Source organism: Streptomyces corchorusii (assembly GCF_001514055.1).
Lineage (GTDB): Bacteria > Actinomycetota > Actinomycetes > Streptomycetales > Streptomycetaceae > Streptomyces > Streptomyces olivaceoviridis.
Genome location: NZ_KQ948362.1, coordinates 288,992 through 302,896, shown reverse-complemented (window position 1 = coordinate 302,896; position 13,905 = coordinate 288,992). Strand labels below are relative to the sequence as shown.

At 68.6% G+C, this 13,905-nt stretch carries 12 protein-coding genes and 1 pseudogene; 7 read left to right on the top strand and 6 right to left on the bottom strand.

Annotated elements, in window-relative coordinates; genetic code table 11:
- Positions 1 to 267 precede the first annotated feature (267 nt).
- On the bottom strand, positions 268 to 834 hold the full coding sequence (locus AQJ11_RS30065) for a CGNR zinc finger domain-containing protein (RefSeq protein ID WP_059265248.1): 567 nt from the start codon (positions 832 to 834) through the stop codon (positions 268 to 270).
- Positions 835 to 1,027: 193 nt separating this feature from the next.
- On the opposite strand from AQJ11_RS30065, the gene AQJ11_RS30060 reads away from it, so the two are divergent.
- Entirely contained in the window at positions 1,028 to 2,242 is a 1,215-nt protein-coding gene (locus AQJ11_RS30060; protein WP_059265247.1) for an MFS transporter, read from the top strand.
- A gap of 113 nt (positions 2,243 to 2,355) precedes the next feature.
- Complete coding sequence (locus tag AQJ11_RS30055; protein ID WP_059265246.1) at positions 2,356 to 3,594, top strand: alpha/beta hydrolase family protein; 1,239 nt, start codon at positions 2,356 to 2,358, stop codon at positions 3,592 to 3,594.
- A gap of 77 nt (positions 3,595 to 3,671) precedes the next feature.
- On the opposite strand, the gene AQJ11_RS51405 is transcribed toward AQJ11_RS30055, so the two are convergent.
- Positions 3,672 to 4,055 carry a hypothetical protein gene (locus AQJ11_RS51405; protein WP_244218417.1) on the bottom strand — a complete coding sequence of 128 codons (384 nt, stop codon included), beginning with the start codon at positions 4,053 to 4,055 and terminating at the stop codon, positions 3,672 to 3,674.
- Positions 4,056 to 4,386: 331 nt separating this feature from the next.
- Here AQJ11_RS51405 and AQJ11_RS30045 point away from each other — a divergent pair, with 331 nt between their 5' ends.
- Entirely contained in the window at positions 4,387 to 5,565 is a 1,179-nt protein-coding gene (locus AQJ11_RS30045; RefSeq protein ID WP_059265245.1) for a Cmx/CmrA family chloramphenicol efflux MFS transporter, read from the top strand.
- A 46-nt stretch (positions 5,566 to 5,611) separates the two neighbouring features.
- Here the strand turns inward: AQJ11_RS30045 and AQJ11_RS30040 are convergent, their stop codons facing one another.
- Positions 5,612 to 6,073 (bottom strand): hypothetical protein, encoded by a 462-nt coding sequence (locus AQJ11_RS30040; RefSeq protein ID WP_059265244.1) that lies wholly within the window; start codon positions 6,071 to 6,073, stop codon positions 5,612 to 5,614.
- Positions 6,074 to 6,390: 317 nt separating this feature from the next.
- Between AQJ11_RS30040 and AQJ11_RS30035 the strand changes: the two genes are divergently transcribed.
- Together AQJ11_RS30035 and AQJ11_RS30030 are read left to right on the top strand one after the other, a co-directional pair.
- On the top strand, positions 6,391 to 7,161 hold the full coding sequence (locus tag AQJ11_RS30035) for a transposase (RefSeq protein ID WP_079082461.1): 771 nt from the start codon (positions 6,391 to 6,393) through the stop codon (positions 7,159 to 7,161).
- An 82-nt stretch (positions 7,162 to 7,243) separates the two neighbouring features.
- Positions 7,244 to 7,816 carry a GNAT family N-acetyltransferase gene (locus AQJ11_RS30030; RefSeq protein ID WP_059265243.1) on the top strand — a complete coding sequence of 191 codons (573 nt, stop codon included), beginning with the start codon at positions 7,244 to 7,246 and terminating at the stop codon, positions 7,814 to 7,816.
- 215 nt (positions 7,817 to 8,031) lie between these two features.
- Here AQJ11_RS30030 and AQJ11_RS30025 read toward each other — a convergent pair whose 3' ends face one another.
- A complete protein-coding gene (locus AQJ11_RS30025) occupies positions 8,032 to 8,433 on the bottom strand; it encodes a hypothetical protein (RefSeq protein WP_041665641.1) in 402 nt (133 codons plus the stop codon).
- 109 nt (positions 8,434 to 8,542) lie between these two features.
- On the opposite strand from AQJ11_RS30025, the pseudogene AQJ11_RS52485 reads away from it, so the two are divergent.
- Together AQJ11_RS52485 and AQJ11_RS46595 are read left to right on the top strand one after the other, a co-directional pair.
- Positions 8,543 to 9,676: pseudogene (locus AQJ11_RS52485) on the top strand (IS630 family transposase).
- 350 nt (positions 9,677 to 10,026) lie between these two features.
- Entirely contained in the window at positions 10,027 to 11,037 is a 1,011-nt protein-coding gene (locus tag AQJ11_RS46595) for a helix-turn-helix domain-containing protein (protein ID WP_398780915.1), read from the top strand.
- A gap of 319 nt (positions 11,038 to 11,356) precedes the next feature.
- Here AQJ11_RS46595 and AQJ11_RS30005 read toward each other — a convergent pair whose 3' ends face one another.
- Both AQJ11_RS30005 and AQJ11_RS30000 read right to left on the bottom strand, forming a co-directional pair.
- A complete protein-coding gene (locus AQJ11_RS30005) occupies positions 11,357 to 12,592 on the bottom strand; it encodes an epoxide hydrolase family protein (RefSeq protein WP_059265241.1) in 1,236 nt (411 codons plus the stop codon).
- A 365-nt stretch (positions 12,593 to 12,957) separates the two neighbouring features.
- Positions 12,958 to 13,833: a sigma-70 family RNA polymerase sigma factor gene (locus AQJ11_RS30000; RefSeq protein ID WP_059265240.1), complete on the bottom strand. Its 876-nt coding sequence runs from the start codon at positions 13,831 to 13,833 to the stop codon at positions 12,958 to 12,960.
- Positions 13,834 to 13,905: the final 72 nt, after the last annotated feature.

Genomic DNA, 13,905 nt, shown 5'->3' with positions numbered 1-13,905 from the left:
GACTTACGCCGTCCGGTCACACGGACACTCCTCGTGCTCGGGCCGATTCCGCAACGCCGGTTATCCAGGTGGCGCCCTGATACACCGTGGCCCGCCGTGACACGAGTCGAACCCGGCCAAGGTCACACGACTGCCTCGCAGTTCCTCCGGCGGAAGAGGCCGGGTGGCGGCACGGCCGGTTGCAGGGCGCTCGGACGGTTCCGGGACGGGGGCGGAGCGTCGCTGTTCGCGGCTCCCTCGACCGTCGGGGTGAGCTCGATCCTCGGGTCAGGTCTGTACGTCGTCACGGGTGCGGCGGCGGTAGGCAGCGGCGTTGATCCGGCTGCCGCAGCTTCGCTTGGAGCACCAGCGTCGGGTACCCGCCTGGGAGCGGTCGACGAACAGCCGGGTGCACGGCTCGCCGGCGCAGTGCCGGATGAGCAGGTGGTCGGGGCCGCCGAGCAGGTCGCTGGCGCTCGCCGCGAGGGTGGCCAGCACCTCCTGGACCCCACCCCGGCGTTCCACCCGGCCCACGGCCTGGAGCGTGAGACGGACGGGTGGGTGCGCGGCGGCCCGTCGGACCCGTGCGACGTCCGCGGAGTCGGATGGTCCTCCCGCCGCCGGCGCTCCTTCCGTGGCCGCCAGGGCCAGCCGGTAGATCGCCTCACGCAGCGCCCGTGCCTTGGCCAGTTCCGCGTGGCTCACCGCCTCCAACCGGTCCACCACCCCGGCCTCGACAGCCCACCGGGCGAAGTCCTCCGGCTCGGCCAGCAGTTCCTTTGGCTGCGTCGTGCGCCAGGCCACGGTGGCGGCGAAATCAAGGGCGAGGTGATCACTGACGAAGGCGAAGCTCACCCCCCGAGTATGAGCGGTTCGGACGCCGGACACACATGTCGTCATACCTTCAGGGTATGACGAAGGGAGGAGTCGTGCGGAGCGCCGCGCGGCAGAGCCGCCACGTGAAGCGCCCGAGCAGCACAGTCCCGGTCCGGTCTGGAGGCATGCAGTGCGTACGCAGACGTCAGTGAAACCGGAGGGGCGTCCAGGCGTGCGGAAGTGGGTGCTCGTCCGCTACCTGCACGTGGCCCTGCTGGTCCGCCTCGCCTGCGAAGGAGCACGAGTCGGCCTGGTGGTGCTCGCCGTGGACCGTACTCGAAGTACCGGCTTCGGGGGTGCTCTCGTCGCGGCACTGCTGGTGCCCGGCGTCATCGCCGCCCCGCTGGCCGGCGCCCTCGCCGACCGGGTCCGGCGACGCAGGCTGTTCCACGGCGGCTGCCTGGTCTTCTACGGAACGGGACTGGCCGCCGTCGCGATGCTGGCCGGGCGGGCCTCCGCTCCTGTCGTCCTGGCCGTGGCGGGTACGGCGGGCTGCTGCACCCCCCTGCTGACGGGAGGTCTGACCAGTCTGCTGGGCGACCTGCTGCCGCCCACGGCGCTGAACCGTGCCTTCAGCCTGGACGCCGTCTCCTACAACCTGGCAGGGATCGCCGGGCCGGCCCTCGCCTCTGCCCTCGCGGCGGCAACCGGTCCCGCCCGCGCCCTCGCAGCACTGGGCGCCGCAGCCGCCGCAGGCGGTGTGCTCGTCTTCGCCTTACCGCTGGCACCCCGCGCCGGCGGAACCCCTGCGCCGCGCCCCGCCGATTTGGCAGCCGCGGCCGTCCTGCTGCTGCGCAACCCGCCACTGCGCTCGCTCACCTGGGCCAGCGGAGTGGGCCAGCTCGGGATCGGCGCCCTCCCCGTGGCCTGCGTGATGCTCGCCGCCCGCTACCAGACACCCTGGGCCGCAGGCGGTCTCATGACCGCCATGGCGCTCGGCTCGCTGACCGGCTCCCTGGCGTACGCATGGCGACCGTGGGGCACCCGCCGTCCCGAACGGACCGTCATCATCATGCTGCTCGCGACCGGAGCGGCGCTGGCCACCGTGCCCTGGGCGGACAGCGCCGCCGCGACAGCCTGCGGCTTCGCCCTGGCCGGGTGCTGCACCGGCCCGCTCTTCGCCGCGCTGCTCACCGGGCGTGACCGCTACGCGCCCCCCACCACCCGCACCCAGGTGTTCACCCTGGGAGCGAGCATCAAGACCGCCTTCGCCGCGGGCGGGGCCGCACTCGCGGGCGGCTGGCAGTCCGCCGGGTCGGGAAGCCTCGTCCTGGCTGTGGCCGGTTGCCAGGTCGCTGCGGCCGTCCTGGGCGCGCTTCTGCTGAAGGAACACCGGGCCGAGGCGGACGGCCCGCTCCCGGAGACGAGCTCTCAACCCCTTCGATAGGGGCGGGTTACGGGTAGCCCCCGTGTGCGTCGACCGGCCTGCCGGATGGTGGTGACCGAGTCGATCCGCAAAGGTGAAAGGGCTGTGAACACGTACAGACGAGGAGGCTTGCCATGCAGACTCGCCGCGCCGCCCTGCGATCGGCTGTTGCCGCCGTCACCCTGTCCGCCATCTCCGCGCGCACCGCTTCCGCCGCGCCGCGCGAGGCCGGGCGTGTGCGGCTGACGTTGCCCGCACCCAGTGGGCCGTACCCCGTGGGGACGATCTCACTGCGCCTCGTCGATGCCTCACGTCCCGATCCCTGGATGACATCGCAGCCGTACCGGGAGCTCATGATCGGCATCCGCTACCCGGCCCGCGCCGTCGGCGCGTACCCGACCGCACCGCAGATGCTCCCCGGGGAGGCCGCCGGATTCGCCGCTCTGAACAACTTCTCCGATGTGCCCAGCGATCAGGTCGACTGGGCGGCCACGCGCACCCACGCTCATGAAGGCGCCCCAGTCGACCGGAACGCGGGCCCGTACCCGGTCGTCTGCTACTCACCCGGTGCCGGGGACCCGCGTTCCCTGGGCACCACGCTCTGCGACGACCTTGCCTCCCGGGGCTACGTCGTGGTCACCCTCGATCACACCTACGACGCCACGGCTGTTCAGTTCCCCGGCGGGCGCGTCGAAAGCACGGTTCTTCCCGCGGAGTTCGCCAAGGCGTACCCGGACCCGGACCGCATCACCGCGCTCCTGCGAAAGACGCTGGCCGTACGGGTGGCCGACATCCGCTTCGTCCTCGACGAACTGCCCGGTGCGCTGCCCCGGGAGCTGCGCGGCACGCTGGACCTGGCCCGCCTCGGCATGTTCGGCCAGTCGGCAGGGGGTTTCACCGCCTTGCAGGCGATGTACGACGACCCACGCATCGCGGCGGCAGCCGACCTCGACGGCGTTCTCGCATACGTCCAGGAGGACAGCACCCCCGGCAACCTTTCCACCGTCGCGGCCAACGGCCTCGACCGCCCTTTCCTGCTGATCGGCAAGGAGGGTAACGACCTCGGCACCGTGCCGTCCTGGGACTCCCTGTGGCGGCACAGTCACGGCTGGCACCGGGGCCTGACCCTGCATGGCGCGGAGCACGCGACCTACACCGACGCGGAGGCGGTCATCCCGCAGATCGCCCATCGGCTCGGCCTTCCCCGGAAGACCGTCGTCGAGAACATCGGCACCATCGCACCGAGGCGCGCGATCAGCGCCCAACGGGCCTACCTCGCCGCCTTCTTCGACCGCTGGCTGCGCGACCGGGACGACCAAGGTCTGTTCGACGGGTTGTCGGACCGCTACCCGGAGGCGCGCTTCTTCTCCTGATGGCCGACCGGGTCGGCGCTGACGGCCGGCGATCCAGCGCATGCCGGAAACGGCCGGTCTCCTCGGCCAACGGCGTATCAGTGGGCCAGCAGGACCGCGGCACCCAGCATGACGAGCACGGAGGCGCCACAGAACGCGAGGTGTGAGCGGGGATAGTCGTACCGCTCGCGCGTGACTCCCTTGTTGATCTCGTGCGCCCACACCGTGAACAGCTTGCGGGTCGGGTACATGCCGATCGTCAGTCCGATGAGCGCGAACGAGCAGAGGACGAGCATGTCTGCCAGCGCGAAGCCGCGCCATGATCCGAGGGCCACCGCTCCAGTGCCGCACACCACCCAGATGAAGGGATAAACCGTCCAGAACCTCTGGATCGGTATCCACTTCGCCATCGCGGAGCAGTGGATCACCAGTGCGGTGACAGCCAACAGCCACGGCCAATCCGTGGTGACCGACGTGAACACGGACTTCCCCCTGAGTCAGTTCGAACCCGCGAAGAGTAGCAGCGAGGCGAGAGGAGGCTTGTCGGTCGGCGTTGGCGGTGCCGGGGTGCGGCAAGAGGAGGCCGAGGGTCTCCTGGAGGTGCTTCGACCGGCATCGGTCGGGTAGCGTGCGGATCATGTCGAGTCCTGAGTCAGACAAGGTGGGGGCTTTCGGTCACGCCGTCAGCCCCCTGAACCACTGAGCTCGTAGCCCTGCCGTCGCGCCGCTTCCGCGGTGGGACGCGTGTGCGCTGGGGGCTGGCCGCGGTGACGAGATGACCTTCTCGTGCCTCTCTCACCTCGGAGCCACTCGATGCCTCTGCCGCTGTATCTGCTTGCCATGGCGGTCTTCGCCATGGGGACCTCGGAGTTCATGCTCGCCGGCCTCTTGCCGGACATCGCCTCAGATCTTGACGTCACAGTCCGGACAGCAGGCGCCCTCACCTCGGCCTTCGCGATCGGCATGATCGTCGGTGCGCCTCTTGTGGCCGCGACCGCCCGCAACTGGCCCAGGCGCGCCGGCCTTGTCGGGTTCGTGCTCGTTTTCGCGGCAGCTCACGCCGTGGGCGCCATCACCACGAGCTTCCCCATCCTGTTCGCTACCCGAGTCGTCGCCGCGCTCGCGAACGCAGGGTTCCTCGCCGTCGCCCTGACGGCAGCCGCCACGCTGGTCCCGCCCGACAGGAAGGGACGCGCGCTGGCCGTGCTGCTGTCGGGCACGACGGTGGCCACGATCGCCGGTGTCCCTGGTGGGTCGGTGCTCGGCACACTGCTCGGCTGGCGAGCCGCGTTCTGGGCCGTCGCCGCTCTCTGTCTGCCTGCGACTCTCGGCATCCTCAAGGGAATCCCAGCAGGACGTGGTGAGGACGAGGCGACTGGCAGGCCAGCCCTGCGAGCGGAACTCGCCCAGCTCACCAGGCCGCGGTTGATCCTGGTGATGCTGCTCGGTGCGCTGGTGAACGCGGCGACGTTCGGAAGCCTCACCTTCCTCGCCCCCGTGGTGACCGACAGCGCCGGGCTGGGCCAGTTGTGGATCTCCGTCGCTCTGGTGCTCTTCGGCGCCGGTTCCTTCGCAGGCGTCACCGTCGCCGGCCGGCTGTCCGACCGGCGTCCCGGTCTGGTCATCGCAGTCGGCGGTCCGTTGCTGCTCATCGGCTGGCCGGCCCTGGCGGTGCTGGCCGACGAGCCGGTCGCCCTGTTCATCCTCGTGTTCGTGCAGGGCGCACTGTCGTTCGCGCTGGGCGGCACGCTGATCACGCGGGTCCTCTACGAGGCCGCCGGAGCCCCCACCATGGCCGGTTCGTATGCGACCGCGGCGCTCAACGTGGGAGCCGCAGCCGGCCCCGTCATCGCCGCGGCCGGCCTCACGACCGAAGCCGGGACCCTCGGGCCGCTCTGGGCGAGCGGACTCCTCGTCGCCGTGGCGTTGCTCATCGCGTTCCCCCTCCTCACCGCCATCACGGCCGCCCGCAGCACCGAGGTGCCACGGTGACACATGGTGTGGCCCCAGTCCTCAAGTCCAGGCAGACAACGGCTTCTTACGGCAGATCAGAGCGGCCCAGCCACTTCGGCCTCACTGGCACGCCGTCGGGGTATCGCTCATCGGACGGCGAGGCGGGCGGCACGGTGTCCACAGGCTCCGGCTCAGGCTCGGTGGCCTCGCCCTCGCGTGTGTCCGTCGACTCCCTCGTGTCCTCGCGCGCATGCGTTGGCTTCGCCGGTGCGGCGGTGTCCTCCAGCAGCTCCGCGACCGTGTACCGGATGCCCGAGGACCGCCAGGCAGCGTCATCGACGACCATCAGGAAGTCGTCGCCGTTACGGAAGAGCCGACGGCGCTTGCGCTTCTTGGGGTGATGAGCCATTGCGTGCCGAGCATGCCGTTCCAGCTCCACCAGAGCTTCTTCGTACGTACCTTCCACATATGCGAACACATGTGTCTCCGTGATGTAGCTGTCCCAGTGCTTGACGCTTGCCTCGCGGATCAGCCCCCAGGTCGCCATCGGCACCTCTTTCCGTCGGGATCAATACGAAGTGCGGCCCGTACGTCGGCGTGCGCTGCCGACATCGCCAAGCCTGTGATGCCCAGGCACGCGGCAGCGAGAACCGGGGTGGCCCGATGTGATCCCGACAGCCGAGAGCCGACCTGGGCCGGCCCGTTGGAGCGGCTGATGCACCTCCTGTGCTGGGCCGGTAGAAGGCCGAGCCGCACAGGGGGCTCATACGGGGTGGCACGCATCCCTCCTAAAGGCTGTCCCGCAAAGATCGCGCTGGTCGGGTGAGCGGCCCGGACGTTATCTGACCCTGCGAAGATCTTGCTGTGGCAGGACTGATCACCGCAGCGGAACCATCATGGATACACCCGTTCACCGGGCTACGGCCGCGTGACTTCCGCAAGTTGATCACGACGCTGCGCAGAGAGGGGGCCGATCGGACTCGCCGAGGGCGTCCCTGGTCATTGCCGCTGGACGACCGGGTGCTCCTGGTCGCCGCGTACTGGCGGACCAATCTGACCCTGCGACAGCTCGCGCCACTCTTCGGCGTATCAAAGTCCAGCGCCGACCGGATCATCGATCGAACCGCCCCGCTGTTGGCCCTCAAGCAGCGCCAGCGTCTCCGCAGGGACACCGTCCTGATCGTGGACGGCACCCTGGTACCCACCCGCGACCACTCGATCGCCGAGCAGTCCAAGAACTACCGGTACTCCACCAATCACCAGGTCGTCATCGACGCTGACAGCCGTCTTGTCGTGGCCGTTGGTGTGCCGGTGCCAGGAAACCGCAATGACTGCAAGGCATGGACCGAGTCCGGCGCCGCGGCCGTAGTCGGCACGACGACGACCATCGCCGACGGCGGCTACCGAGGCACGGACCTGGTGATCCCGCATCGCCGTCCTGCGGGCGGAAAGCTTTGCGGCTGGAAGGAGGAACACAACCGCTCTCACAAGCAGGTCCGGGCTCGCGTCGAGCATGTCTTCGCTCGGATGAAGACCTGGAAGATCCTGCGTGACTGTCGCCTCAGGGGCGACGGCGTGCACTACGCCATCCTCGGCATCGCACGCCTTCACAACCTCACGCTGAGCAATTCGTAGCCTGGCTCCTCAGGCGGACGTCTGCCCGTTCACACGCAGTAATGACGTTGCGCGTTACCTTCGAGGCAGGAATAGTCCACGAATGGCACAAGCATCGATTCCGCAGCCCGTCCTGCGCCCTGGCGACGTACCCGAGCGCATCGTGATCGAGGGCCTATTGCTGCGGCGTTGGCAGGCCGGGGACCGCGAAGCAAGATACCGCGCGATCTTGGCTTCCTTCGACCACCTGCACGCCTGGATGGATTGGGCTGACAACCCGCCGACCGAACACCAGGACGCGGAGCGCCTCGAAGAAGCGTTGAACTGGCCGAGCGACCGTAGCTACAACTTCGCCATCTTCGACGAGCATGAGCAAACGATCCTCGGCATGGCCGCCATCCACGACAACCTCGGCGGCAAAGCCGTTGAGATCGGCTACTGGTGCCACGTCGATCACGTGGGCCGCGGGGTCATTACCAGGTCCGCTCGCGCGCTGACCCAGCTTCTGCTCGGCCTGGACCACCTTGCCCGAGTCGAGATCCACTGCGACGAAGCCAACGTCCGCAGTGCCGCGGTCGCGCGACGCCTGGGTTACCGCCTCGACCGTATCGAGGAGGACGGCATAACGGCGCCGCACGAGTCTGGCCGGAGCATGATCTGGGTCAAGGAGCGCTGACGAACCCCTACCGCCCGGTGGGCAATGCGTGCAGCCGGGGGGCCTGCTGACGATGTAGCCGGCTGAGCGTGCCGGGCCTTTGACTTGGCCGTACTTTCTCCAGTTGCGGGACAGCCCTTAGTGCCGCATCAGGCAACATTTGCCCTTTAGTCGACGGCGCGGGGATGTTGTGATCCTGGGGCTGCTGGTCGCGCTGCGATGTGCGGACGCCGTGGTCAGATCCCAGGTCCGTAACCGGGGTCTGGCTGCCGGCGGGGGGTCCACCACTCGGTGAGCCCCCACACCGCGAGCGCGAGCGTGGCCAAGGCTACGAGTGCCGCGACCCAGGGGCGGTGCACCCATCTGGTGGCCAACGCCCAGGCGAAGAGCGGAACCAGTGCGCCGCCGAGCACGATGAGCGGCAGGTCGATGAAGAGTACGCTCAGATCGCGGGCATGGCCCTCGAATCCTCCGTCGATACTGACCGCGGCGCGCGGTGCCCAGACAAGCGGCGCGGCTGTCGCACCGAGGCCGGCGAGTAGGCATCCGGCGCCGCCCTCAGTCTTCGGGTTCATACCCGTGGCCCGTTCCGCGGTTCTCTCGCCCATGCCCGTGATAGACGCGGCGGCGTGGTGCACGGTTCCGACAGAGCGGCCGCGTGTTGTGACAGCGAACGTTGGGCCTGTTGTGATGTGACGCGCCGTCCGGGTGCTGTACCGGGTGGTAGGGGGCGGCCACTCTGTGCTGATGGCGATACGCGTACAGGTCCGAGAGATTGACGATGCCGAGGGCCAGCGGTTACTGCGGATCATCCGCAGGGGCACTGGATCGGTGGTGACCTGGCGGCGGGCCCAGATGGTACTGCTGTCCGCGCAGGGCATGCCGGTGGCGAAGATCGCCGGGGTGACCTTCACCAGCGCCGACCGGGTTCGCGATGTGATCCACAACTTCAACGCCGACGGCTTCGACTCGCTCTACCCGAAATACAAGGGCGGTCGGCCGAAGACGTTCACCCTGCCCGAGCGCCGCGAGATCAAGAAGTTCGCCAAGTCCAAACCCGTCGAGCACGGCCTGCCGTTTTCCACCTGGAGTCTGTCCAAGCTGGCGGAGTTCCTAGTCGTCGAGGGGGTGGTCGACGACATCAGCCACGAGGGCCTGCGCATCTTGCTCCGCGAGGAAGGCGTCTCCCTTTCAACGCCTGAAGACCTGGAAGACCTCCCGTGACCCCGACTACGCGGCCAAGAAGGCCCGCGTCGAACACCTCTACGCGATCGCCGACGGCGAGGTCATACCCGAGGAGGGCGAGCCCGAAGGATCTTGTGCATGGACGAGTTCGGGCCGCTCAACCTGATGCCGCACCCTGGATGGCAGTGGGCCGAACGCGGCGGCAGGCACAAGGATCAAGGCCGTGAACCTCGCCGTAGACGCCGGGCCACCTACAACCGCTACGGCGGCGTGCGACACCTGTTCGCCGCCCTGGACCTGGCCAAGGACAAGCTCTACGGCCACATCAAGCCCATCAAGAGGCACACCCAGTTCCTGGAATTCTGCCGCTACCTGCGCACGCTCTATCCTCCGACCGTGCGGATCGCGATCGTGTGCGACAACTTCTCCCCGCACCTGACCACGAAGAAGTGCCAACGGGTGGGCACCTGGGCGGCGGCAAACAATGTCGAGATCGCCTACACACCGACCAACTCCTCCTGGCTCAACCGCATCGAGGCCCAGTTCACCGCCCTGCGCTACTTCACCCTCGACGGCACCGACCACGCCACCCACAAGGAGCAGGGCAGCATGATCCGCTGCTACATCATCTGGCGGAACCGCAACACCGACGACCGGCGCCTACGGACCGTCGTCGACAGGGCAGACGTTGCCTGATACGGCACTAGACTGCCGGACGAATCGCCGGGGTGTCGTTAGCGCTGAGTCTTCGGTTGGCTTGGAGATGCGTCTACTCGTGTCGAAGAGTCAGCGCTGATTGCGGGTAGCCGCCGGATCCACGGCCGAGGAGCGCAGCCGCTGGTCGATGGCGGTGCCCGCTTCGGGCGCCGGCAGCCTCGCGGCCGGCCGTGCGCATCGCCCGCGGGCCAGCGGCCGTTGACACGGTTGTTTCGACGAATTTAACCTCCACCTCAGGACTTGACCTGCGATTATTGCCAGACAGCCAGTGACGTGGAACGTCTGACCAGCGCCCCTCGTCCCTGCTCGGCCGCTTCCCAACGGGGTTTTTGATGATCGAGAAGACGTTCCGGAGCCACGACGTTCCCTCGACCGATCGCTTCGATGCCTGGCGGAAACGGCTGGGCAGACATGTCTCGCCTCTCGGCTCCGGCAGTGACGAGGGAGAGGGTTTCCGGGCGGAGACACGTCTGCTCAGGCTCGGTGGCTCACGCGTGTGGTCCACAACCGTGGACCCCGCGACCATCCGGCGCACACCGGAACTCGTTCGGCAGTCCGATCCCGGGGTCTACACGTTGATCCTGCCGCTCAGAGGCGAAAGCGAAGTGGCCCAGGGTGACCGGGAAGCCGTCCACGGCCCCTTCGACATGCACGTCCTGGACTCGTCCCAGCCCGTTCACCTCCGTCTCCTCGGCGGCCCATCGGTATATCTGATCGGCGCCGACGTACCCAAGGCCGGATTTCCGCTGCCCCCTTCATGGATGGACCAGCTCCTCACCCGACGATTACCGGGCCGGGAAGGCGTCGGGGCCTTGCTGTCGGGATTCCTCATGCAACTGACCGACGACTCCCAGTCCTACCGCTCGTCAGACGGTCCGCGACTTGAGGCGGCACTCCTCGAACTGCTGACGGCGCTGTTCGCCCATCACCTCGACGCGAACGACAGCGGCGCGCCCAACAGTGCCCGGCACGCTCTGGTCCTGCGGATCCAGGCTTTCATCCGCCAGCATCTGCGAGATCCCCAACTGACCCCGTCGGCCATCGCCGCCGCGCACCACATATCCGTCAGCTATCTGCACCGTATCTTCCAGGGAGAGGGCACCACCGTCTCGTCCTGGATCCGTGAGCAACGTCTGGCGAACGCCCGCCGAGACTTGGCCGACCCCACATTGCGTGACACACCCATCCACGTGATCGCCTCTCGCTGGGGCTTCCCCCGAGCCGCCGACTTCAGCCGTGTGTTCCGCAACGCCTACGGCATACCGCCAAGGGACTACCGGGACCACGCACGCCTCAACCCAGCTCTCCCTGCCTCCCACTCCGTGACACCAGCCAAGTAGAGCCAACCCACTCCCACTGACCCCGGATACGGTCCGCCTGAGTGAGCGGGGGAGGAGTGGGCGGTGGAGCCCGGGGCGTGTCCCTGCCGCTACGTTCAGCCCGGTCAGTCTTCCGGGCCGGGTAAGCCTTGTGAGGCTGCCGACGGGTGTTGAGGTGCGGTGGCGGACGTGAGCGCCTGTGCGCCCCGCCTGCGCTGGGGGATCCGGGGGAGGCCGGCCAGGGAACCGCGGCGTAGTCCGATCGCGTGCCCGCCTTTGTGGGCTGCCCCCGCCCGGACCCCGGCTCCCACCCGTTGCCGGACGAGCCCCCCGAGGTCGTTCAGGGCCTGCGGCCGCGGAAGGTGCGGCGCAGGTCGTTCACCCAAGCGTCGGGGTTCTCCCAGGGAATGAAGTGGCCGCCGTGGTCGTGGGCGTTGACGTTGACGTGGTTGAACCAGTCGGCCTGCGGGCCGGACGTGAAGGCCCGGACGCGCTCGTCGGCGGTGTGGATGCCCGGCGGGTTCTCGTACGTGACGAAGGTGAGGCCGACCGGGGCCTGCACGACCGGGGTGCGGTCGTGGGCGGGGGACCAGGGATAGCGGTTGGCGTTGGCGTAGTAACGCATCGACGTGGCGATGGAGTTGTTCACCCAGTAGATCGTGGCGTGGGTGAGCAGGTCGTCCTTGGTGAAGACGGATTCGAGGTCGCCGCCGTTGTCGCTCCAGGCGTTCCAGCGCTCCAGCAGCCAGGCGAGCAGTCCGGCGGGTGAGTCGCTCAACCCGTGGGCCAGGGTGGCGCCGTCGAGCATGTGCACGGCGAGGTGGGACGCGAAGTGGTGGTCCAGCTCGATGATGCGGGCGCGGATGTCGGCGGGCTGGTCGTCGGTGAGGGGCCGGTTCCGGGCGAAGTCCCAGGCGCGGGGGCCGGTGAAGAAGTCGAGCGGGAGCCCGGAGCCGATGTGGATGCCGTAGAGCTCGTCGGCGTACTTGTGGCCGAGCTGACTGGTGACGATTGCGCCGATGTCGCAGCCCCCGGCGGCGAACTTCTCGTAGCCCAGGGTCTCGGTCATCAGGGTGTGCCAGAGGTCGGAGACCTTCCAGAAGTTGACGTCCGGAAAGCCGGTGAGCGGGCCGGGGAAACCGAAGCCGGGCAGGGACGGCACGATGACGTCGAACGCGTCGGCGGGGTCACCGCCGTACGCGGCCGGGTCGGCGAGCGGGTCGATCACCTTCGACCAGTGCCAGAACGTCCACGGCCAGCCGTGGGTGAGGATCAACTGGATGGGGCGGGGGCCGCGGCCGGGCTTGCGCATGAAGTGCACCGGGACCCCGGCGACGCTCACCTCGTAGTGCTCGTAGACGTTGATGGCGGCCTCGGCCTTGCGCCAGTCGTAGCCGTCGCGCCAGTAGGCCACCAGCTCGCGGAGGTAGCTGTCCGGGACGCCGTAGGACCAGTCCTCGTTCCCCTCGTCCAGCGGCGCACGGGTCAGCGTGAGACGGGCGCGCAGGTCGTCGAGGGCCTCGTCGGACACACGGATCGAAATGGGCTCCAGGGGGAAGGCGCGCGGGACGGTCATGCCGTGATTCCTTACTGGATGACTGGATAACTGGTGACTGGATAAGGGGAAGCGGTGCTGTCCGCCGGTTGGATGGGTGGGCCGGACCACCGATGCACCCCCCTTCCGTCGCGACGCGACCATCTTGGCACCGGCGGGCGCGACGCGCGCCGGCACCGCCCGGCTGTCGGAGAGGCCCCGGAACCGCAGAGGCGATTGAGTTGCGGACCCGCGCCTTGCGCGAGTTCAGCCGGTACGCGTTCCCCACCTGCCCCCCGGCGGCCGGTTTGCCCGATCGAAGCCGCCTGTTCCGAGGCCGAGTTGAACGTCTATGCAGGATCGGGCGGGGACCACTTCGAGTACGCGGAACCTTCGTCGGCAGGGAGTCAGAACGGGTCCGGTAGGTCCATGAGCGCGAGTTCGGCCGGGTCGACCACGGCGGTGATCTCGGTGATGAGGCCTTCGGCGACGGTGAAGGCAAGGAGGGAGCGCGGGGTGCCGTCCTCGTTCCAGGAGATGACGCCGGGGCGGCCGTTGACGGTTGCCGCATGTCCGCGTGCCGCGCTGCCGGCCACCCGCGCGCGGATGGCGACTTCGGTGGCCCCGAGCGTGACGAACGTGCCGTTCGCGGTGTGTACGGTGAACTTCACCTCGGGGTGGAGAATCTCCAGCAGTTGCTCGAACCGGCCGTCGCGGGCCGCCGTCAGGAAGGCCCGCACCACCTCGCGTTGCTGTCGTCCGCCGCTTGCCGGCTGCCGGGCGGCCCGTACCTTCCTGCGGGCTCGGCTGGTGAGCATTTTGGTCGCGTCGGCGGATTTGTCGAGGATGGCGCCGATCTCCCCGTGGGGCACGGCGAACACGTCGTGCAGTACGAACGCCAGTCGTTCGTCAGGGCGCAGCGAGTCGAGGACCGTGAGGAGCGCGAGGCCGACGGAGTCCCCGAGCGTCACGAGGTCGTCCGGAGCAGGAGCGGCGTCGAGCGTCACGGTGAATTCCGGCAGCCGGGCGTCCAGGGGAACATCCGGCTGGGTACGGCCCGCCCTCAGGACGTCGAGGCTGATGCGGCCGACCACGGTGGTCAGCCAGCCGCCGAGGTTGTCGATGGTGTCGGTGTCCTGGCGGGAGAGCCGCAGCCACGCCTCTTGGACCACGTCTTCCGCATCGGCATGTGATCCGAGCATGCGGTAGGCGACGGCGCGGAGCCGGTCACGGTGGGACTCGAAGGCATGGGCGATCGGGTCGGCGGGATGGGTGCCGGCCATGGTGTTACCTCCTTGGAAGCTGCTCCGTCATAGGGATGACGCGCACAGGCGCCGCAACGTAACCCGATGAAG